Origin of the sequence: Leuconostoc suionicum (genome assembly GCF_001891125.1) — a bacterium.
In the GTDB taxonomy this organism is placed as follows: Bacteria; Bacillota; Bacilli; order Lactobacillales; family Lactobacillaceae; genus Leuconostoc; species Leuconostoc suionicum.
This window is the reverse complement of sequence record NZ_CP015247.1, coordinates 1-22,816: the sequence shown is the minus strand read 5'-3', so window position 1 is coordinate 22,816 and position 22,816 is coordinate 1. Positions and strand designations below refer to the sequence as shown.

Here is a 22,816-nt window from a genome sequence, read left to right as displayed (position 1 = left end):
TTGTTACTTTACGTAACAGCTACAGATTCGTTTGTTCAAAGTTTTGTTCAGTTTTCAATGTGCTACTCGTTGTCGCTGAGACAACTATATTATCTTACCACGCTCATTTCGCTTTGTCAACTACTTCTTTTAAGAAGTTTTTCTCGACTTCACTACTTTCGCGCTCCCGTTCCCCCTTGCCTCGCAACGCTTTGCGTCGCTTCGCTCCGTTGGAACATATACTAATATACCAACTTTAACCCCGCTCGTCAACTACTTTTTTACTTGTTTTTTACTTTCCTTTACTCGTTCGCTTTTTATCCCTTTTTAACCCTTTACTCCCACTCCTCATTCGCTTTATTCGCCCCTTTTTTATCCCTTTCCTCTCTTTCGTTCTTCTCCCTTTACCTTTACTTAATAAATAAAAAAGCAAGCTGTCTCCAGCTTACTTTGAAAATACAGGTAACTTACTAATTCGTTTTGCAGCTTCAGCTAAACGTTCTTCACCAATTGTTAATCCGACACGTATATAACCTTGTCCACCCTTACCAAATCCAGATGCATCAGCTACAGCCACATCAGCCTCTTCTAATAGTAAATCTGCAAACTCACTCGACGTATAGCCTTTAGGTACAGGCATCAACACATAAAAGGCTCCCTGCGGAACGTAAGGTTCCCAACCAAATTCTCGAACCGCATTAATAAATACATCACGACGACGTTGATACAGATTGGTTAGATCTGTAACAGCCTTTTCACGCCCTGCTCTATTTGTTAAGGCCTCAATTGCTGCATCTTGAACCGCTGGGAATAATGAAACGAATAAATGATCTTGAATTAGATTAAGCGCTTCAATCATCTCTGCATTTCCAACAGCAAATCCTACTCGCCACCCCGCCATATTGAACGTTTTTGAGAAGGTATACGTTTCAATTCCAACACTTTTTGAATTTTCAGTTTGTAGAAATGATATTGGCTTGTGACCATCATAGCCGATTGCACCATAAGCAAAATCAGATACAATACCAACCTGATTCTCTTCTGCAAAACGAACGGTTTGTCGGTAGAATTCTGAAGTAGCAATTGCACCAGTTGGGTTGTTAGGATAGTTTAAGTACAAAAACTTAGCTGCTTCGGCTACTGAGCTTGGAATCGCTTCATAATCAACTAAAAAATTATTTTCTTGTTTTAAAGGTACTGCTTCATAATTTACGCGCCCCAATGCTGCGGCAGATAAATAATCAGGGTACCCTGGATCTGGTAATAATAATGTCTCCCCAGGATTCATTAATGCCCACGGCAGCTCAACCAAACCAATTTTCGATCCGGCTAATATAGCTACTTCTGTTTCTGGGTCGATTGACACGCCATACTCATCAGCATAAAATTCTGCAATTGCTTTCTTAAAACGTTCTTCACCGCGAAATAATGAATATTTGTGATCAGCCGGATTTTCTGCAGCCACTTGTAAGGATTTAACAATATAATCAGGGGTAGGTTGATCAGGATTCCCTTGCCCCAAGTTAATCACATCTTTACCGGCAGCAATTTTCGCATTGACCTTAGCAACAAGTGTTGCAAAAAATTGTTTAGGCAGTGTTTTAAGTAAGTCGGATTCTTCAAAATGCATACGTTATTCACCTTATCTGTAAAGTTCTGGACGACGATCGCTAAACACCGGGATTTCTCCTCGAATAGCTTTTTCATCATTAATATTAATTTCTGCTACTAATAATTCCGCTTTGTTATCGCTTGCTTGTTGAACAATATTTCCTAGTGGATCGATAATTAATGAACGACCACCAAATCTATTGTCATTATCTCGACCTACACGATTCGTTGCGACCACAAATGTTTGATTTTCAATAGCTCGTGCTTGCAGCAAAAGTTGCCATTGTTTTATTCGTTGAATTGGCCATTCGGCAACGATATACAAAATTTCTTGTGGCCCTTGACTCATCATAGTACGTAACCACTCTGGAAAGCGAATATCATAGCAAATGGCACCAGCAGATGGTACATCCGCCAAATTAAAACGATTTGTTTTATTTCCCGCTGACATGAATTTCTCTTCATTCATTAGTCCAAATAAATGTAATTTATTGTATTCACTAACTTGTTCGCCTTTGTCATTGAAAACAAACATCGTGTTGTAAAATTTGTTCTCTGCTTGGGCTGTTGCCACAGAACCACCAACAATGTTGAGATGATATTTTTTAGCGAGATCACGCAACAAATTAATGCTTCTTTGTCCTCGGGGATCCGCTACGGTCTCCAAATTAAGGAGATCATATCCCGTATTCCACATTTCAGGATAAACTAAAATATCAGCCTCAACTGCTGCAGCCCTCTGAGCATACTCGATTACTGTTTGCTCATTAATGGCTGGCTTTCCCAGTGCTATATCAATTTGTGCAATCGCAATTTTTAAGGTCATACGTGTTAAGCCTCCGTTATTTATGGGAACTTTGGAAATTGATCAAAATCAGGATCGCGCTTTTCTTTAAAGGAATCACGACCTTCTTTAGCCTCGTCTGATGTGTAGTACAGCATGGTTGCATCCCCAGCAAATTGCTGTAGGCCTGCCAACCCATCTGTATCAGCGTTCATTGCGGCCTTGATAAAACGTAGCGCCGTTGGTGATTTAGTCAACATTTCATCGGCCCACTCAATTGTGGCATCTTCAACTTTATTTAGTGGGACAACTTTATTAATCCAATTCATTTGATAAGCTTCTTCAGCGGTATAAAAATGGTTCAAGAACCACACCTCTTTGGCACGCTTATGCCCTATTACCCGAGCTAAATAGCCTGAGCCATATCCAGCATCGAACGAGCCTACCATCGGTCCTGTTTGACCAAATTTAGCATTGTCAGCAGCAATGGTTAAATCAGCCACTAATTGTAATACGTTCCCACCACCAACAGACCAGCCCTTAACCATAGCAATAATCGGCTTAGGAATAATACGCATTAGTCGTTGCAAATCCAACACGTTTAAACGAGGAATGCCATCGGAACCAACATATCCACCGTTACCACGTACCTTTTGATTTCCCCCTGAAGAAAAAGCTTTATCTCCAGCTCCTGTTAAAATAATCACACCAACTTGAGCATTGTCTCGCGCAAGTGTAAAAGCGTCTATCATTTCCGATACCATTCCCGGAGTAAAAGCATTGTGTGATGCCATATCGTTCATCGTAATTTTGGCAATTTTTCCAGGATTTTTACCATCAGTGTTTATTTCAAAAAGAATCTCGTCGTACTTCTTAATAGCGCTCCAAGTTGTCATTTGTTATACTCCATTCAGAAAGGAAATTAGTTATTATGAATATTATAGAACTTTTAGAATTAAAAACCACCATATTGTCTGCTGATAAAACGGTTGTTGAGTTAGCTGTCACTGATAAAATTATGCAACCTTATGGCATTGTTCATGGTGGTATTAACGCCTTATTAGCTGAAACAGCAGCCTCATTAGGTGCAAAAGAAGCTTTATCTGATAATCAATTCCCTGTTGGTGTCGATATTCAAACACATCATTTAAAACCAGTAAGCAAGGGGATTCTGATTGCCACTGCAACCCCTGTTAATATTGGTCATTCACTTCAAGTATGGCATGTTAAAATTACAGAAAATATTACTAACCAATTAACGAGTATAGCTACCGTTACCTTAAAAAACCAACAGAAAAAGAGCTAAACAAGTGAATGTTTAGCTCTTTTTTGTTGGTTGTAAATAACTTATCATTTGTTTTTTTGACCAAAAAGCTTAGAGAATGCGCCAGGTTTTGGATGTGATGCCTCATACAACAATTGCTGCTCATATTCTTCAGGCGTTGGCGTCTCATATGTCAGTGTTTCTAATCGCTCATATTTTGGATGTGAAATGATTAGATCAAGTTGAGTGTTGGGCATTATCGAACTAGTAAGATAGCTGACGCCATCAACGCTACGTTCAATTGTCCATTCTGACTTTCCAGGGGACAATAAAATATCTTCGCTAATTATTGCCACACTCTTTTTAATTTGTTGCTGATAATAGAGGGCAGCGTAACTAGATATTGGTCCATAACCAACAAACTCGAGGCTGTGCGCCTTAACCTGTTTTCGTACGGTTTTAATAGCTGATATTAGTTCTAACTGACGATAATAACCCGCTTTTAGTGCGCCACTTGCAACAAATAATACGGCTTGTTGCGTTGTTTTTATTTTTTGCGTAACATAGTCAGTTACCGCTTCTTCTGGTTCTGAAAAAATAACTCGTAATACTTTACTCGTTACTTTCTCTGGCTGATGCAAATAAGTATACAATTGTGGCGCTATTTCTTGGTCGTTTTCTCGCAAAATACCAGCCCTTTTTTTGCGTATATCGAAATTATGAAAAGTAAAATGTCCGCTTCCTGCAGAAACTAAATCAATAACGTAAAAAGCATATTCATCTGGTGTATTGATCAACAGTCGTTCAGTATTTTCACTGAAAGTAGCAATTGGCTGGTATTGCTGATCAAAGAAAGTCACCACCAAATAGGCAAACATCCGGTCACTGGCATCAATATGACGTTCCATCACATATGTCTCACTGTGTGATAGCTGAGGCAAGTCTGCTTTCACTACCGGTTGACCGCTCATTCTCTTGTATGTAGAATGCCATCGCGCAACAACCTCTCCACTTGGCAAAAAATGATTTTCATAATACACCTCATTCAACGACCTGAAGTCAACTGTTGCCCCTTGAAGCCCCAGCAGTTCGGTATTGGGTGTCCAATAAATTTGATATTGCATTATTCACCCTCCGCTCGCATAGTGTTTCGTAATACATTTAAATTAGTCATCATGAAGTCAACCATTTCATCAAGCTTCTCCGTATGTTGCCCTTCTTCACTTTCATGCTTTACTGGGGCATTATGCGTGGCAAAGAAATCTAATAACTGACCTAAGCTCTGACCATCATATTCATCTTGAGACATCGAAAATAATGCCACTTTGATATTTGTCCAGTTCGTATTCTCAATGTGTTTCCATAACTTTTCATTCATGGCTACATTATCGTCAGGCCTGACATAGCCACTCAAATAACGTCGTACATCTAAACGCCAACCATAATCAAAGCCACGTGAAATAGTTGATCCAGCAGTGAATGTGCCCAAATTAACAATTGGTTTTGCAATAATAACAGCAGCGGGGTTAAGATCAGCAGCGTAGTACAAAGCAGGGTAACTACCCATAGAAGCACCCATCAAAATAAGATCTTCGGAACGTAGTCCTAATGTTTTCATTTTCTGCTTAATTATTTTAATGATGGTCGCTTCATATTCTGCTGTTCCAATATCAAATGCGCCACCTTGTATACGCGCATCTGTAAACAATAAATATGGTGTTCCTAGAAGATTTAGCGCTTCTTGCATTTCAAACCCATCAACATGAAGTCTCGTATCCGCAAAACTAACAATCAGTGGTTTTTGACGATCTCCGGGATTGAAGTAACTTAACACTTCTTCATTTTCTTTGGTAAGCTGCCACGTTCCACCTGGTAGCAAATGTCCCAACCCATGTCGAGAGGCTCTTTGGTGAATGACGTAAAAATCAAGGGTTCCCTGACCTTTACCCAAAACCAAGATTTCATAATTTTCGTAATCTTCAGGGGGCGCTACAGTTGTCAATTGGCGCAATGATTGACCAGCTATCAACTGTTGAGTCAATACTTCACCATTTTTATAAAACACAAATAGCAAGGCCGGTTCGGCGTTCTCTGTATGATTGTATTCCAACCATACTTCGTTTGCCCGACCACTTTGAAAATCACTTGTACCAGCCTTTAGTGTTCCTAATTGTTGCCAATCTTCTCCAAATTCACCTTCAAATTGTGTTGAAAAATCTCCTTGTCGTTGCAAATGAATTCCTTCAGGCACATAAGGAATAAATTGTTCGGCGCTAAAGCGCGTCGAAAAACCGTATTGGCTAGTACCCATATCAGTAACTATTCTTTTTTCAACATTTTCTGGTGTATTTTCTTCAACACGAAAAGCGCGTCGCTCGTCAAGAATTTTTTGAAAATCAGACGATACTTCATGAGCAAAGTAAATCACTCGTAATGCAGGCCATTCATTAATTTGACTGGATAGCAGCGTGCTTTCAAGATAATCATCTGTGAGCAGCACATAAGTCTGTTCTAATACGTACGGATCCCTTTGCATGGCCAAAAAAGTAGGTAAGTCAAGTACTGATGTATAGTGCCAATCAAGCTTATCAGTAATATATGGTGCCCAATTTTCTGCGCCAATTTGTAAAATTGATATTGTCATTTTTCACCTGTCATTGCATCAAATTATTTAGCTAATCATCTTACTTTTTATTTTGTTGAATACTTGCTGCCATTTAATCCATAGCATTTCACTAGTATATTCTGCTTGTATGTCTGCGGATACTTCTTGTGCTATTTCAAAATGCTTTTTACTATCCAAAAAGAAACTTATTGCTTGATCTAACTCTGCCAAATCTGCCAATACTTTACCATTTTTATCAGGCTTAAGATAGACTGTTTCCGTGCTGTTAATTTGTGGTATAGAAAAATTAATTGCCACGGTTTGTAAGAATTGATTTGGTTCATTATCCAAATCAATTAGGATTCGTGTGTTTTTCATATAACGCAAAAGTTGTTCTTCATTTTGAGTCTCCAAGAAATGAAAACGTGATTTAAAGGCCATTTGACTATCCTGATCTACCAAGCCATGCTCATTTTTAGCTTTTAAACTCGCTTCATGAATTTGTTTTTGCATCGCTGAAATTTTATCAGAAGTTTCAAATACAACTGTTGTCGTGTCATATTCATTAATAATATTAATTAATGCAGCAATAACTATTGTTTGTTGTGCAACAGATAAATTATGTGCTGAAATAAATAGACTTACCAGTGGACTCTGGGGATGTTCGTTGTCCAACATATCTGTTGCGTATGGTGGAACGATAGCAACTTCCTTTGTTTCACCATCAAATGCTATTACTTGTTGTTGATGTCGCTCATTGTCCGTAACAATAAAATCGCTAATCTGTTCCAATTTCTTGCCTACTTCAACAAAATTATTTTGTACACTGACAATTACCGGTTGTTTGATAGCAATATCCTCAAGTATTTCACCAGTAGTTACGCTTGGAGAAATAATTATATTTTCATCATCGGGTATTTTATTCAAATAATAACTTAAGAGTTCATGAATTAATACCGTCATATTAGAGAATTGTGTCTGCTCTGTCCACAACTGTTGCGTTGTGACAAGACCTGTCAGTTCATCCTCTTGCAACGCAATATCACCACTAGGGGTCAAGTAATCTGTTCGAACTTTATTACCCTCATCAAATACGATAACTTTTGATATAAATCCTCGATCATCAATGATTAATTGTTGTGTCATCATATCGTCAGCAAACAAGTCAATATGGTCAAATGATAACTGATTACTCCAAATTGTCGCGTAGTGCTGACCAGAAACATTGACTAGAATTCGATCGGTCAACGTCATAAATTCCGCATAATCCGGCCAAGTAAAGTCATTTAATGCCACAGGTCGTGGCGCTGACAAGTCAATATGTTGTAATACATCAAACGCCGACCAAACGCTGGCTTTATCAATGTTTTTGTTTGACAATATACCACGTAATTTGGGTAGATAATCACACAAAATGAAGGCAACTTCTTGTCCTTGTTCTAAAAATAATTGTGCTTGATGAATGCTGTCATTAAATTGTGGTATTTCTACGCCAAGTTCGCTCCAGTTTGGCATAATGTGAATTTTCATCGAAAGTACCTCATATGTACGGAGATCAATTCTCCTGATTTTAGACCAAATCATATTTAACTCATTGCAAGTTCAAATCTTGCCACTGCTTATAAACACTATCTTTGGTAAATAATTGTGCTTGTTGGGAAGCTAATCTACTTGCCTCTCGCCATTGCTTATCATCTTGAAATAGCGAAACTATTCTGTTTGCAGCCTGATCATAATTACCAATTGGTACAAGTTGCTCATTTGGCATGTAAGTATTTGGTCCATAATTAACATTATACGCGATTACAGGAAGCCCATGCGACATCGCTTCAATATTTTGCATACCGCTCCCTTCGGTTGGTACGGTTGATAGCAACACTTGCGCCCCTTCTATTACATCATCCAACATTTTACCAACAACATAGTTACCAAATGTAACAGTATTTTTTAATCCTAGTTGGTCAATTAATAAATCTAATTCATTTAGTAGCTGCCGATCAGTACTGTAACCTCGGAATTCTAGCGTAGCATCTGCTACACTAGCTTGCACGCTTTTTAGGATGTGCAGCGCATCTTGTGGTTGTTTTTCTTTGGCAATTCGGCCCAATACTAAAATTTTATGTGATTTACAATTGGCCAATGAATTTGTTTTATTTTCTTTGACAATCGTATCTGGTGCAGCCAACACGGGTAGCATTGTTAATGGCTGCATATCTTGCTGTTGTTGTTTCGTGGCCACAATAATACCGGTAAAACCTAGTTCACCACGCATCAATTCAACTAAGGTTGTCAACAATTGTCCCTTCAAATTTGTATGTGAACTATGCAAATAAAAATATTTTCCTTTTGTACTTTTTATTCCCGGCATAGTATTCAACATACTAGCTCTTTCTAAAATTATAGTCCCTGGATTTTGTTTCAGTTGCTCGTTCATAAAAAAGGTAAATAATTCATTTTCTGTATTAAATCGATAATTTGCACCACAATAATTAATCAACTTATACATCGTTGGCATCAAATGCCCTTTGACATTCATATGTGTGATCTCTAAAACAACTTTCCCAGCAGGAGTATAGAATTTTTGCAGACTAACTTCACCATTTGGATGAAAATAAGCGGTTGACGACTTAAAACCACGATAATCCCATTCGTCACGTGCAACAATATGATCAAAGCGATCAAGGTATTCAACATTACCCATTAGCGCAACTGTCGCCGGCATGACATTTACCTTAGCAACCGTGCGACCCTCGTTGAGGATCAATGATTGGTCGGGATTAGGACTTTCAATGACGTATCTTTTTTTAGGAATTGTGACAGACTCACGTAAATTTTGTTTGACTCGAATAACCTGCGTTGCCTCTTGAAAAAAATCATACATATTCAAAACTTGATGGTCATTTAATCCAAGTGTTTTAATTGTCCGATGGAATATTGGTGCATAATTCCGTGTAACAAATAACGTTAAATTGTCAAATGAATTATACATCGATGTGCGAGCAGCCTGAGAAAATTCAGTACCGGAGTTAAATTCAAATGCATTCTCCGAAATGAAATAATTCATAATTCACTCTCCTCATCCGCACCCTCTAGATCATTAATCGCCATATGAAAATAATTAGCTTGTTTGACTGGCCACATTTTTTTTGCATCCATCAAAAGTAAACACCATTGTGCCCACACCGTGTCAGAACTATATCGATAAGACATTTCATAGGATGTGTCGCTGATTTGTTGCATGAGACGTGGATTTTTGAAGATGTGAATTAACACTTCACCCATAGATTTATAATCATTCAGAGGCACGATGTAACCATTTTTTCCATCAGCAATAATTGAATTTGGACCATAGTTGACATCATAAGTTACCCCAATGTCGCCCTGCCCCAACGCTTCCATCAGGGATAAATTAAATCCTTCCATACTTGAAGTAACACCAAACACTTGCGCGTCTTGTTCGACCAATGCAACCTGATCAGTATAATCATGCAATGTCACAATGTTTTCTAAATTATTTTCTCTAATGGCTGACTCAATCAAACGTTCAGCAAGAAAATTATTGGTTGGATCCTTGTACCCATATAAATCAAGCGTTATTTGTGGCACTTGCTGTCGCGCATACGCAACCGCTTTTACTAATTGATCAAGTTGTTTTTCTGGTGCTTTACGTGCCAATGCCACGACTTTACCAAATGTTCGCTCTGCCATAGGCACACGTCGCTGTCGTAACTGTTTCATTGGTATGACGCCAACTGGAATTGTAAATAGTTTCGTGGTTGGTTTGAATCGACTGCGAATATCATTTGTTTGCCTTTCCGTAGCACTAACCACAGCATCATAGACGTTAATATTAAACAAACTATACTCATAATTATTATTTAATATGCCCTTTTCAGGATGGCTCGCATCACTAGCATGAGAATTATGCAAAAAAAGTACATTGTATGACGGCTTATCCAAATAAGGCAATACAGTTTGAGCCAAATGTGCACGATCTAATATAAAAATATTCGGTTCATTTTTTGACCAGTACTCATCGTTAAGCAAATTTAAGAAGTGCAAGGTTACTTGCTCAAGTGTATCAAAAATATGGATTTCGCCTACCCTACTTATCAACCGCCAACAAACTTTTTCAACAGATCCATCACTATTGATTTTGTTAAATGCTTCTAAAACCGTTCTTCCTTCCGGACTTTGCCATGTTTCGGAACCAATTTTATTATCGGGTGTGTACCATTGAGATAGAGAAACAAAGCCTCGAGAATCATACATATTAACACAATATAAATTACCAAAGCCATCAAACAACTCAGTAGATATCACTTGCTTTTGACCAGTCCGGTAATTAACACGAGCAATAAGCTGTTGATTTATATCGTAAATAAGATAACGATTTTTTTTAAGCTCTTCAACTCTATGCGTGTTAGCCACACCAAAATCCAGTTTATCAACTGTTATCGTCTGATTGGATACCTCGGTTGCTTCCTGAAAATAATCAAACATGTTAATCACCTCGAAGGATTTTAAGCTGGTTGCTTTTATATTTTCATGCAAAAGAGGATCCCATTCGCGAAGAACAATTTTAAACCGTTCCCCATGCGCTCGAAAAAGATCGGCACGTTTTAATTGAGCATGCTCAATTCCTGATTTCTGTGGTTGCATAGTTGCATTTAAGAAAAAAATCATTCTATAAATAATGACCTAACACACGTAAACAGTCGGCAGAATGCCCACATATGCTGTCACAAATTCCTTTCCGAATTAAAAAAATATAATTCTCAACCTAATTATATCCAATTTTAAAACTCATGGATTAATTAGCAATTAAACTGACGACGCTATGAATTCAAAATAAGCTTTTCGAAAATTTATTTCGTATTATACGATTAGCAAAGTATTTGTAATTTATTTACATAATCCTCTTTTATTATACAAACGAAAGACTTTCAAAATGAACCCTACTCTGAATTTATCAATTACGGTACCTATCAATATGTTCTTGGATTCTATCTGGTTAGTTGGATTAACATTTATTTTCTTACTAGTTATCATGATTTGCCCCCTCTGCAATTATTTTCAGCAATTACGCATACAACACGAATATGAAAGTCGTGCCACACAGACATATGTTACGAAACTGGAGCAAATTTGTTCGTCCTATAGACATTTTCAACACGACTATAAAAACATACTTGCCAGTTTAGCGCTAGCAATTCATACCAAAAATTTATGTGAAATAGAAGAAGTCTATCATTCTTTCTTATCAGAAAGTACTAGTGCTTTACCTCTTTCACCAACTTTAAATCTTCAATTGATCACCGATTTAAACTTACGTAGTTTGCTCGTTGTCAAAAATCAGTATGCCATTGATAGTGGTCTATTTTTTAAAGTCGATATTGCAGAAAAGTTCAACATGACTGTAACGCTAGATCTTTATCGAACTATTGGTATTTTGCTTGATAACGCCATTGAGGGAGCAATAAACAGCCTCGAAAGGACGGTCATTTTATCTATTTTGTCAGATAATGACTATCACATTGTCAGTATTACAAATACCATTAATCAGAATGTAGCCCTCTCAGACATGAACAAAAACGGTTTCTCAACGAAAGCAGGCCACTCTGGTATTGGATTAACCTTTGTAGAACAGTACATGACGCGGATGCCTACGATTTCAATGCATGCTACTTTGATGAATCAGAATTTTACGCAGACGCTTACTATCGGAGAACTTCACAATGATTTATCTGCTAGAAGACAACCTTACACAACAAAAGCGTATTAAACAGTATATACAACATATACACACGTTCACTTCGCCAACCAATTTATTATCTGCGGTGCTAAAAGATAAAACACCGAAGATTATTTTACTGGATCTTGAAATTAAAGGCGTTATTTATGCAGGCCTTCAAACTGCGCAACTGATTCGCAAAAATGATATTATTTCACCGATTATTATTGTCACAACTCATTGTGAATTATCATGGCACACATTTCAACATCACATCAGTGCACTAGACTTTATTGACAAATCACAACCTGAGTCTGTATTCGCACAACAACTCAATTCTGCTATTTGCACAGCTGCTCAAGTGCTCGAACGATACGATAAAAAATCTCCTAACTTGATTGCTATACGCAATGGTGCACACCTCGTCCAATTCGACCTCAACCACCTGTCTTATTTCTCCAGTAATAAGGGTACACATTATATCAATGTTTTCACAAGGAATGGTGTAAGCAAAATTCGAAATACAATCAAAACTATTGCTTCAAGCCATGAAAATTTCATACAAATTCATGCATCATTTTGTATTAATCGTGACTTTATCAAGCATTATTTAAAGTCAGAAAAAATAATTGAGTTAACAGATGGTACACTGTTGCCGGTGACACGTAAATTTCAACATCATTTAATCCAATTTAAGACACCAACAATACGGGCTTAAGTTTTTTACCAGAATGCGTGGCACTCATAAAACAGCTTCAATATCTTCTTCAAGCTCTTTGGGTTCTGTTTTTGGGGCATAGCGTTTTACGACGTTTCCCTCCTTATCCACTAAAAACTTTGTGAAATTCCATTTGATTGTGCTACTACCCAGCATCCCCTTTGAATTCTCTTTCAAATATTTAAACAAAGGATCTGTATTTTTACCATTCACGGCAACTAGTTGATGCATTGGGAAAGTTACACCATAAGTGAGCTGACATGCTTGGGCTGCCTGTGATGCAGTTTCTAACTCTTGTTTGAATTGATTAGATGGAAAGCCTAAAATTACTAGTCCCTTATCTTTATACTTTTTATATAATTTTTCTAACTCACCAAATTGTGGTGCATAGCCGCACTTCGTAGCAGTATTAACAATCACTACTGGATGATTGGCTAGCTTATTAAGTGAATAAGTTTCTCCGTTTTCTAAGGTTGCAAAATAATCGTATATGCTCATAATCACTACTCCTTAATTTTAATGTATTATAACATTATGAAAATTAGTTGTTATACTATTTGTTTCCTACCAAGTTTTCAATTGTTCTATCTTTTATAAAAAAATAAACCAACAGGCTGCTAACGTCCTGTTGGTTTATTTTTTGTTATTTATCAGTATCGTCTTGTGCACGATCTAATAGTTCTGAAACTTGGTCAATTTGTTGCTCATCCAACGGTGCGTTATCAGATGTTTCACGTGAAACATCTTCAAGCGCTTCCTCGTGTTCTACTTTTGCTAACGTAGCCACTTTAGCATTGCCTTCTAAGCGAATCAAACGCACACCTAGTGTTGCACGTCCTGTCTGACTGACAGAATCAACATTAAAACGAATCATTACACCTTGTGTCGTCGTAACCATAATATCTTCTTGGCCACTGACAATAGTCATTCCAGCAAGAGGACCATTTTTCTCGGTAATATTTGCCGTTTTGATTCCTTTACCGCCACGACCTTTGATTGGATATTCGCTCACTGGTGTTTGCTTTCCGTAGCCTTTTTCCGTGATGATCAAAACATTATGGTCTTTTTCCAGCACGTCAGAACCAACCACTAGATCCCCTTCGCGAAGGCGAATACCACGAACCCCAGCAGCTGAACGTCCCATAACACGTACATCATTTTCAGCAAAACTAACTGAATAACCATTATGTGTCGCGATAATAATATTTTGCGTACCATCCGTAATTTGAACAGATAGTACTTCATCATCATCATGCAAAGTTAAGGCTTTTAATCCATTCGTACGAATATTTGCAAATTCCTTAACCGCTGTACGCTTGACAACACCCAAACGAGTTACAAAGAATAGATAATCATCGCTTTCACCGGCTTCTCCACGAACATTGATAACGGTTTGAATTTTTTCGTTTCCTTCAAAATTCAAAAGGTTAACAACTGGGATTCCCTTCGCTTGGCGACCATATTCTGGTACTTCATAACCTTTCATACGGTAGACTTTACCCTTATTAGTAAAGAACAACAAAGTATCATGCGTTGATGTGGAGATCATCTGGTCAACAAAATCCTCATCATGAACATTCATACCCTGAACACCACGACCACCTCGATTTTGTGCCTTGAACTCTCCAGTTGCAACACGTTTGATGTAACCACTGTTAGTCAATGTTACGATTACATCTTCTTCTTCAATCAAATCTTCATCTTCAATACTTAGAACGTCACCAACCTGCAATTCTGTGCGACGCTTGTCACCAAACTTTGTTTGGATTTCTAGTAGCTCATTATAAATAATTTCATCAACACGTTCTTCATGCGCCAAAATATCTTTCAAATCAGCAATCAGAGTAACAAGTTTTTGATATTCTTCTTCAATCTTGTCACGTTCCAAGCCAGTCAAACGAACCAAACGCATGTCCAGGATAGCTTGTGCTTGTTTATCAGACAAAGCATAACCATTAATTAAACGAGTTTTAGCTTCCTCAGATGTCTTTGACGAACGAATAATTGTGATGATTTCGTCTATATGATCAAGCGCAATGCGTAAACCTTCTAAAATGTGTGCGCGCGCTTGTGCCTTTTGTAATTCAAATACTGTACGACGACGGATAACTTCACGTTGATGTGCCAGATAAGCAACAAGTATCTCTTTCAAACTCATTGTCTTTGGCGCACCGTGATCAATCGCCAACATATTAAAGCTAAAACTAGTCTGCAATAATGTTTGCTTATATAGATTATTTAAAATGACACTTGCCGAAGCGTCGCGACGAACATCAATAGAAACTCGCAAGCCTTCACGATCAGATTCATCGCGAATTCCTGTGATACCTTCTATCTTTTTGTCCCGCGCTAATTCTGATATACGCTCAATTAAACGCGCCTTGTTAACGGCATAAGGTAGCTCAGTTACAACAATCTGCTCTTTGCCTGATTTAAGTTGTTCAATATCTACTTTTGCACGTACAGTTACAGTGCCGCGCCCAGTTTCATATGCACGACGGATACCTGACTTTCCCATAACAATACCACCGGTGGGAAAATCGGGTCCAGGTAATGCTTCCATAAGGTCGGCTGTGGTAGCTTCTGGATTATTCATCAGAATATGAAGCGCAGAAATCACTTCAGCAAGGTTATGCGTTGGAATGTTCGTTGTCATCCCAACGGCAATTCCAGTAGCCCCGTTAACCAACAAATTTGGGAAACGTGCTGGTAATACTTCCGGTTCGCGTTCCTCACCATCATAGTTGGGAATAAAATTAACTGTATCTTTATTTAAATCCCGAACCATTTCCATGGCGACTTTACTCAAGCGAGCTTCCGTATACCGCATAGCAGCAGCACCATCGCCATCGACAGAACCAAAGTTTCCGTGACCGTCAATTAACATGTGTCGGTACGAAAAAGGTTGTGCCATCCGGACCATTGACTCATAAATTGCAGAATCTCCGTGGGGATGGTATTTACCCATCACATCTCCAACAATACGAGCCGATTTTTTGTGTGGCTTATCTGGTGTATTCCCCTGTTCAATCATTGAATACAGAATTCGGCGATGTACCGGCTTCATGCCATCGCGCACATCTGGCAGTGCACGTGCCACAATAACAGACATGGCATATGACAAGAATGACGTTTTCATTTGTTCTGACAAATTCGCATTTTTAATACGGCTGTCGTTTAACTCAGACATTACTTATTTACTCCTCGCAAATATTTTATGACTTTTATATTGTGTTTTTAATTTCAATGCTAAACACACTTGGATTAAATATCCAAATTTTCAACAAAGACTGCATTATCTTCAATAAACTTTCGACGTGGAGGCACGTCGCCACCCATCAACATGTCAATAACTGCCTCAGCTTCTTCAGCATCAGCTGGATCAACACGTAATAGACGACGGTTCTGAGCATCCATGGTCGTATCAGCTAATTGGTCATAATCCATTTCTCCAAGTCCCTTGTATCGTTGCACTTTTGGCTTAACATTGGATGGCAATTGCGACAAATATGACTCAAGTTCTTCATCAGAATCCAAGTAAGTCATTGATTTGTTGTTGCCTAAAGCAACGCCATACAAAGGTGGCTGAGCAATATAAATATAGCCAGCATCAACCAAAGGTCGCATATAGCGATAGAATAATGTCAAAAGTAACGTACGAATATGTGCGCCATCAACATCCGCATCAGTCATAATAATAACTTTATGATAGTTAGCTTTTTCAACATTAAAATCATCCCCAAAGCCAGTTCCCATAGCTGTGAAGAGCGAGCGAATTTCTTCGTTAGCCAAAACACGTTCCAGGGAAGCTTTCCCAACATTCAAAATTTTACCACGAATCGGCAAAATAGCTTGTGTTACACGGTTTCGTCCTTGCTTAGCAGAACCACCGGCAGAGTCACCCTCAACGATGAACAATTCTGAAATGGCAGGGTCGTTTGATGTGTTATCCGCCAGCTTTCCGGGTAGATTACCAATTTCCAAACCAGATTGTTTACGTGTCATTTCGCGAGCACGCTTAGCCGCTAAACGTGCTTTTTGAGCCAAGACACCTTTTTCAACAATCTGTTTAGCAACATTTGGGTTTTCCATCATGAAACGACTAAATGTTTCTGAGAACATGCGATCTGTGGCTTGACGCGCATCAGAATTGCCCAATTTCGTCTTCGTTTGTCCTTCAAACTGTGGATCTGGATGCTTAATAGAAACAATCGCTGTCATTCCTTCACGAACATCTTCACCAGTCAAGCTTTCCGCACCATCTTTAATTTGACCATTTTTACGTGCGTAATCATTAATCACACGTGTCAATGCTGTTTTAAAGCCGGTTTCATGTGTTCCGCCTTCATAAGTATTAATATTGTTTGCAAAAGTACGCAAACTGTCTTTTATGTCAGTTGTATATTGTAAAGCAGCTTCAACGACGATTCCATTTTCCTCGCCCTCAACATAAACCGGTTCAGGAAAAATAACTTGCTTATCTTCGTTTAGGTATTGAACATATTCTTTAATACCACCTTCAAAATGGAAGCTTTCTTTGATTGGTTCTTCTAAACGCTTGTCAGCAATCGAAATACGCAATCCTTTATTTAAAAAGGCCAATTCGCGCACACGTGTCAACAAGGTTTTGTAATTATAAGTTGTTGTCTCGCGAAAAATATCAGCATCAGGTTTAAAGTGAACAATTGTACCGCGTTCAATCGTTGGTTTCTCGTCTAAGGTTCTCATAGTTGTGTGAACACGACCAACTTTGAAGTCCATATAGTAAACTTTATTATTACGAACCACTTTAACATCTAAGTCTGTTGACAACGCATTAACAACAGAAGCACCAACACCATGTAATCCACCAGAGACTTTATACCCGCCGCCGCCAAACTTTCCACCAGCGTGAAGCACGGTGAACACAGTCTCTAGCGCGGGCTTACCTGTTTTTGTTTGGATATCAACTGGAATACCTCGTCCATCGTCTGTTACAGTAATTGAATTATCTTTTTCAATTGTTACCGTTATGTGGGAAGCAAATCCTGCCAACGCTTCATCAATACCATTGTCGACAATCTCCCACACCAAATGATGCAAACCCTGGGCTGTAGTCGTTCCTATATACATTCCGGGACGCTTACGAACAGCCTCTAAGCCTTCCAATACTTGAATTTGATCAGCATTATAATCACCGGCATTCGCATCAACCGTGCTAGCGTGTCGAATTTCTTCGTCATCAGTAATGATATCATCAACTGATTCTAATTCTTGATCTTTATTTTCGTTATTTTCTGCCATTTTGTATCCTTTATGTACTATCTATTATCATCACATAGCAAAATCAATTCATTGATTTAACCTATGTGTCGTTTTCGAGTGTAATCACTCCTTGTTTCACATGAAACACACGTGGTTTTCGAATGAGTTGCCGTGCAATATCGCTGAGTGTTGGTGCAGTGATAAATGTTTGCACCTTATCTTGAATTGCCAATAATAAATGTGTCTGCCGACTGGCATCAAGTTCACTAAGTACATCATCGAGAAGCAATACTGGATACTCACCAGTTTCTTGTTGCATTAAATCAATTTCGGCTAATTTAATAGCCAACGCCGTTGTTCGCTGCTGCCCTTGTGAGCCAAAAACAGCAACATTATTCCCATTAACATCAAATTGTAATTCGTCGCGATGAGGACCAACCATTGTCGATCCTTGTATAATTTCACGTGAACGCTGACGTGACAATGCATCAGCGAATACCGATTTTACCTCTTCAAGACTAGCATCTGAAGTAAAATCAACCGAACTCATGTAACGTAATTTCAAAGCTTCACGCTGATCAGATATTTCAGCGTGAATTGGTTGTGCAGCCAATTCTAATTTGTTCAAAAATTCTTGACGTGCAATTAAAATCTGTGAACCTACATCAATCAATTGTTCACTCAATACATCCAAGAATACTGTGTCTGTTGTCTGTTTAAGTTGCAAACGCTTAAGATAAGCATTTCTTTCTTTTAAAATCCGCTTGTATTGTGTCGTATTATACAAATACAAGGGGTTCATTTGGCCAAACTCCATGTCAATAAAACGGCGACGTACGCTTGGTGAACCTTTAACCAGCTCAAGATCTTCTGGTGCAAACAAAATGACATTGAGTTGCCCGATATAATGCGACAGCTTTGATTGTTCAAGATGATTAACCCGTGCTTTTTTACCCTTATTAGAAAAATGGAGCGACAGCGGGGTCTCACTAATAGAACGTTTAACCCGGCCACTAATAGTTGCTTCTTTTGCTTGCCACTGGACCAAGTCTTTGTCACTACTGGTTCTATGTGACCTTGCAAGTGCCAATACATAAATACTTTCTAATAAGTTTGTTTTCCCTTGCGCATTTTCACCAAGAAAAACATTCACACCCGAGCTGAATTCCAGCGTTAAATCTGAATAATTACGATAATGATCGAGCTTTAACGATTCGAGTTCCACGAACCGGGTCCTTTAGGTTTGTTTGTCGAGCGACCAAATCCACCAGCACGAGTACGATTTTTTTTGCGTAATTCAGCAAATCTAGCTTCCTTACGGGCTTTGGCTGCAGCTGCCTTTTGTGCCTTAATACGATCATCACGGACGGTTTTTTTAGCGTTCATAGCACGTTCAGCTCTTTGTATCTCAGCTTCTGCTATCAACTCTTCAGCATTCTCTGCTAATTCAATTACGTACGTTTCGCCGTCAATAACAATCTCATCATGATCGTATAACTTTTTACCGCGACGATTTTCTGTTTCTCCGTTGAGTAGCACCGGAAAATCCATTAAATAATATTTGGCTTGGCCGCCTGATGAAATAATGTTCTCTTCTTTTAATAATTGTGTCAAAGTAATGTATTCAGTTGTGATACGTACGCTGGTTGTCATATATCGCTTTCTCTTTGTGAGTTAATGGTCACGGTAGTTACTATAGTATTATACCATTTTTAAACCCTAAAAGCTCAAAAACGAGGCCTAAAATTGTGTGTAAGCAATTTTAGGCCTCATTAGTGTATTTTGTTTATTTTTGTCTAAACGGGTTTATTTTCAAGTATTTGAACAAATTAAAATGTGCGTACTGGTGTTATGAGTTGTAATTGTTTGTTATCCGTCTCTCCTTCAGGTGTCAAAGTAAACGGACGTAAATTACTTGTAAATTTAACATCTACACGCTTGCCATTAAAAATACGCAAAGCATCACGAACGTAATCCGGATTGAAAGAGATATCTAAGTCTTCCCCTTCAATGCTATTGGCATTCAACTTTTCGGTTACCTGTCCAACTTCTTGAGATGTACCGGTTAACACTGCACGCCCTGCTTTTAATGACAATTGAACAACGTTATTGCGACTTTCGTGACTCAGCAAACTTGCTCGATCAATTGCACCCAGTAACGAGCTTGCCTCAATTGTGATTTGTGTCGTGCTCTCCGTGGGAATCAAACGATCTGTCTCAGGATAGTTTCCTTCCAGTAAATGTGAATAAAATGTTGTATGTCCTAAATCAAACACCGCTTGATTGGTAGAAAACTTGATTTCCACACGATCTTGTCCCTCGAGTAATGCTTGTAATTCATTAAAAGATTTTGCTGGAATAATAACATTTGCATCAACATTGTTGGCATCAGTTCCTGTTAGCTGAACGATACGTTGAGATAAGCGATGAGAATCAGTCGTAACTGCCTTCACGCTATTTCCTGTCAATTGTAGATGTATCCCAGTTAAAATTGGTCGACTTTCTTGTGTAGAAGCTGAAATTTTTGTTTGCGAAATAATATCAACAAGTTGCGCAGCAGAAACGCTCAAGCTTTGCACATCATCCATTTCTGGCAATTGTGGGTAGTTTTGTACGTCTTGTCCATTAATTGTAAATGATGAGGCACCGGATGTAATAGTAGCTCGTAAGCCCTCAACATTAAGAGTCATTGCATCATCAGGAAGACGCTTAACAATATTAATAAAGAAAGTTGCCGGTAAGGTAATACCACCAGGAGTTGTAATAATTAATTGGGCACTGGTATCTGATTGTGGCACAGTTGTTTCAATAGAAATATCTGCATTTGAACCAGTAAGGACTAATTCTTCATCATTTAAAACTAATTTGATATTAGTCAAAATTGGAATAGTTGTTCGTGATGAGATAGCACGTGATACATCATTGAGGGCTTTAATAAAGGCTGAACGGTTAATTGTAAATTGCATGATGTTACTCCTTTTTAAATTGAGCAAATAAGTGATAGTTATATTAATAATTATATAAAAAATAAGTAGTAGTAATAATAAGGGGTGTTGATGTTGTGGAAAAGTCCCCTGTGACTAACAGAACGTTTATAAGTAGTTGTTCACAACGCTGTTGGTAACTACCCTATTTTTACAACCTTATAAACATATGTTTTTATGAGCAATGCTTAGAGTTATTTGCCATGTTTAATTTCATCAGTTAGGGCGTCCAACATTTCTTTTGTACGCGGATCGCTCTCTGATTTTTCAGTTATTTTGGTTGTGGCATGTAATACCGAAGAATGATCTCGCCCACCAAATGAACGGCCAATGTCAGGCAAACTTTCATTTGTTAGCGTTCTCGTTAGATACATAGCAACATGCCGTGCAGTGACAAGATCTTTTTTGCGGCTTGAACTTTTAAGATCATCAATAGTTTGCATATAATAATCTGCCACAACCTGTTGAATGCGCTCAACAGTGATCTTGAAGCCTTGATTAATATTTAAATCACCTAATATTTGTTGAGCTGTTTCCTTTGTAGCCGGCTTATTCATGTATCGCAAGCTGGCTTCAAACTTATGGAACGCCCCTTCTAAGCTACGCACATTGGAATCAATTTTTTCGGCAATTAATTCTAATACATCGTTAGGAATATCTAAGCCATCAGATTCAGACAAATTTTGTAGAATAGCTACTCTTGTTGGTAAATCAGGTTTTTGAATATCCATCATAATGCCGGCTTCAAAACGTGATGTTAATCGTGTTTGTAGATCAACAATTTCTGTTGGTAATTTATCTGAAGTCATAACGATTTGTTTACCATTTTTAGTTAAAACGTTAAAAGTATTGAAAAATTCTTCTTGAACTTTTTCTTTTCCAGACCAGAATTGGATATCATCAACAAGTAAGAGGTCAACAGAACGATATTCTTGCTTAAAAGCTGCTGTAGCACCATCCCCTGCGCGTAAGGATTCAGTAAAATCGTTCAAAAAATCTTCAGCTGTAGCGTATTTAATGTGTGCGCTTGGCGTCGACACAGCATACGCATTGCCAATAGCTTGCATCAAATGTGTTTTGCCTAGACCAACTCCACCATAAATTAAATAAGGATTGTATACTTGTCCAGGTTCATCAGCAACTGCACGCGCGACAGCATAGGCATTCTCGTTTCCTGAGCCAATAACAAATTTTTCAAAAGTAAAATCTGGATTTAAGTCAGATTCGCGCGTAAATGATAAATTATCTGAAAAAGTTGGTATGGTGTTAGGCTTTGCTTCGGCCACTTGCAAGTCGGGTTTAATAAAACCATCAGCAATTGACATGGCAAATTGTACAAAGTCCATGGAGTACTCACTATCCCATTGATCAATTATATCTTGCGCCATATCACTTGGTACTGCTAATGTTAAACTGGTATCCTCTAGAGTCAGCGGTTTTAGCGGTTCTATATAGGTGGAAAAAGTAACACGACCGAGCTTGGTAAAAAATTCGGCTTGCACTTTTGACCATAATTCTTCTTTGGTTATTGGTTTTGTCACGATTATCTCTCCTAAATATGGTTCAAGTCAGCATGAAATGACGATCTTACGTTGATAGTATTTAACGCAGATTATGGATTGAACCGACGACTTTTCTAATATAGAAGAAGTAGCAAAGATAATTATAACAATAAGAAAAATAGTTTTCCACAGGCAAACGACAACTTTAGAGAATATCAACAGTTGTGGACAATGAAAAAGCGGGGGTGTTGATATTAAGACGAACAAATGTGTGGGTTATCCACAAATGAACATTGTTATACACAAGTAAAAGGGCGAAAGGACAATAATTGGGGCTGTTTATAAACATTATCCACAGGGGTAAGTTCACAACTTGTGGATATGTGGATAA

Annotated in this window: 18 protein-coding genes; 3 read left to right on the top strand and 15 right to left on the bottom strand. The window is 38.2% G+C overall.

The window, feature by feature from the left end; genetic code table 11:
- Positions 1-424 precede the first annotated feature (424 nt).
- Genes A6B45_RS00090 through menB form a run of 3 tightly spaced genes read right to left on the bottom strand, consistent with a single transcriptional unit; the run spans position 425 to position 3,270 of the window.
- On the bottom strand, positions 425-1,609 hold the full coding sequence (locus A6B45_RS00090; protein WP_072612837.1) for a pyridoxal phosphate-dependent aminotransferase: 1,185 nt from the start codon (positions 1,607-1,609) through the stop codon (positions 425-427).
- A 12-nt stretch (positions 1,610-1,621) separates the two neighbouring features.
- A complete protein-coding gene (locus tag A6B45_RS00085; protein WP_072612836.1) occupies positions 1,622-2,416 on the bottom strand; it encodes a carbon-nitrogen family hydrolase in 795 nt (264 codons plus the stop codon).
- Positions 2,417-2,436: 20 nt separating this feature from the next.
- Positions 2,437-3,270 carry a 1,4-dihydroxy-2-naphthoyl-CoA synthase gene (menB, locus tag A6B45_RS00080; protein ID WP_072612835.1) on the bottom strand — a complete coding sequence of 278 codons (834 nt, stop codon included), beginning with the start codon at positions 3,268-3,270 and terminating at the stop codon, positions 2,437-2,439.
- Positions 3,271-3,305: 35 nt separating this feature from the next.
- Between menB and A6B45_RS00075 the strand changes: the two genes are divergently transcribed.
- A complete protein-coding gene (locus A6B45_RS00075; RefSeq protein ID WP_011679032.1) occupies positions 3,306-3,680 on the top strand; it encodes a PaaI family thioesterase in 375 nt (124 codons plus the stop codon).
- A gap of 44 nt (positions 3,681-3,724) precedes the next feature.
- On the opposite strand, the gene asp3 is transcribed toward A6B45_RS00075, so the two are convergent.
- From asp3 to A6B45_RS00050, 5 genes are all read right to left on the bottom strand, one after another.
- Positions 3,725-4,762 carry an accessory Sec system protein Asp3 gene (gene asp3 / locus A6B45_RS00070; protein ID WP_072612834.1) on the bottom strand — a complete coding sequence of 346 codons (1,038 nt, stop codon included), beginning with the start codon at positions 4,760-4,762 and terminating at the stop codon, positions 3,725-3,727.
- A complete protein-coding gene (asp2, locus tag A6B45_RS00065; protein ID WP_072612833.1) occupies positions 4,762-6,282 on the bottom strand; it encodes an accessory Sec system protein Asp2 in 1,521 nt (506 codons plus the stop codon). The genes asp3 and asp2 overlap by 1 nt, the downstream gene beginning before the upstream one ends.
- 27 nt (positions 6,283-6,309) lie before the next feature.
- Positions 6,310-7,773 carry an accessory Sec system protein Asp1 gene (gene asp1, locus A6B45_RS00060; RefSeq protein ID WP_072612832.1) on the bottom strand — a complete coding sequence of 488 codons (1,464 nt, stop codon included), beginning with the start codon at positions 7,771-7,773 and terminating at the stop codon, positions 6,310-6,312.
- Positions 7,774-7,834: 61 nt separating this feature from the next.
- Entirely contained in the window at positions 7,835-9,307 is a 1,473-nt protein-coding gene (locus A6B45_RS00055) for a glycosyltransferase (protein ID WP_072612831.1), read from the bottom strand.
- The gene (locus tag A6B45_RS00050) at positions 9,304-10,929 is read right to left on the bottom strand and encodes a glycosyltransferase (RefSeq protein ID WP_072612830.1); all 1,626 of its coding nucleotides are present in this window, start codon (positions 10,927-10,929) and stop codon (positions 9,304-9,306) included. Before A6B45_RS00050 ends, A6B45_RS00055 begins: the two co-directional genes overlap by 4 nt.
- A 265-nt stretch (positions 10,930-11,194) precedes the next feature.
- Here A6B45_RS00050 and A6B45_RS00045 point away from each other — a divergent pair, with 265 nt between their 5' ends.
- Both A6B45_RS00045 and A6B45_RS00040 read left to right on the top strand, forming a co-directional pair.
- The gene (locus A6B45_RS00045; protein ID WP_072612829.1) at positions 11,195-12,028 is read left to right on the top strand and encodes a GHKL domain-containing protein; all 834 of its coding nucleotides are present in this window, start codon (positions 11,195-11,197) and stop codon (positions 12,026-12,028) included.
- Entirely contained in the window at positions 11,982-12,695 is a 714-nt protein-coding gene (locus A6B45_RS00040) for a LytR/AlgR family response regulator transcription factor (RefSeq protein WP_072612828.1), read from the top strand. The genes A6B45_RS00045 and A6B45_RS00040 overlap by 47 nt, the downstream gene beginning before the upstream one ends.
- A gap of 24 nt (positions 12,696-12,719) precedes the next feature.
- On the opposite strand, the gene A6B45_RS00035 is transcribed toward A6B45_RS00040, so the two are convergent.
- From A6B45_RS00035 to dnaA, 7 genes are all read right to left on the bottom strand, one after another.
- The gene (locus A6B45_RS00035; protein WP_072612827.1) at positions 12,720-13,193 is read right to left on the bottom strand and encodes a glutathione peroxidase; all 474 of its coding nucleotides are present in this window, start codon (positions 13,191-13,193) and stop codon (positions 12,720-12,722) included.
- A gap of 145 nt (positions 13,194-13,338) precedes the next feature.
- The gene (gyrA, locus tag A6B45_RS00030; RefSeq protein ID WP_072612826.1) at positions 13,339-15,885 is read right to left on the bottom strand and encodes a DNA gyrase subunit A; all 2,547 of its coding nucleotides are present in this window, start codon (positions 15,883-15,885) and stop codon (positions 13,339-13,341) included.
- A 74-nt stretch (positions 15,886-15,959) separates the two neighbouring features.
- Complete coding sequence (gene gyrB, locus A6B45_RS00025) at positions 15,960-17,978, bottom strand: DNA topoisomerase (ATP-hydrolyzing) subunit B (protein ID WP_072612825.1); 2,019 nt, start codon at positions 17,976-17,978, stop codon at positions 15,960-15,962.
- Positions 17,979-18,039: 61 nt separating this feature from the next.
- A complete protein-coding gene (gene recF / locus A6B45_RS00020; protein ID WP_072612824.1) occupies positions 18,040-19,164 on the bottom strand; it encodes a DNA replication/repair protein RecF in 1,125 nt (374 codons plus the stop codon).
- On the bottom strand, positions 19,146-19,592 hold the full coding sequence (gene yaaA, locus A6B45_RS00015; RefSeq protein WP_072612823.1) for a S4 domain-containing protein YaaA: 447 nt from the start codon (positions 19,590-19,592) through the stop codon (positions 19,146-19,148). Before yaaA ends, recF begins: the two co-directional genes overlap by 19 nt.
- Positions 19,593-19,768: 176 nt before the next feature.
- A complete protein-coding gene (dnaN, locus tag A6B45_RS00010) occupies positions 19,769-20,905 on the bottom strand; it encodes a DNA polymerase III subunit beta (protein WP_072612822.1) in 1,137 nt (378 codons plus the stop codon).
- 212 nt (positions 20,906-21,117) lie between these two features.
- Positions 21,118-22,464: a chromosomal replication initiator protein DnaA gene (gene dnaA, locus A6B45_RS00005; protein ID WP_072612821.1), complete on the bottom strand. Its 1,347-nt coding sequence runs from the start codon at positions 22,462-22,464 to the stop codon at positions 21,118-21,120.
- Between the last annotated feature and the right edge of the window lie 352 nt (positions 22,465-22,816).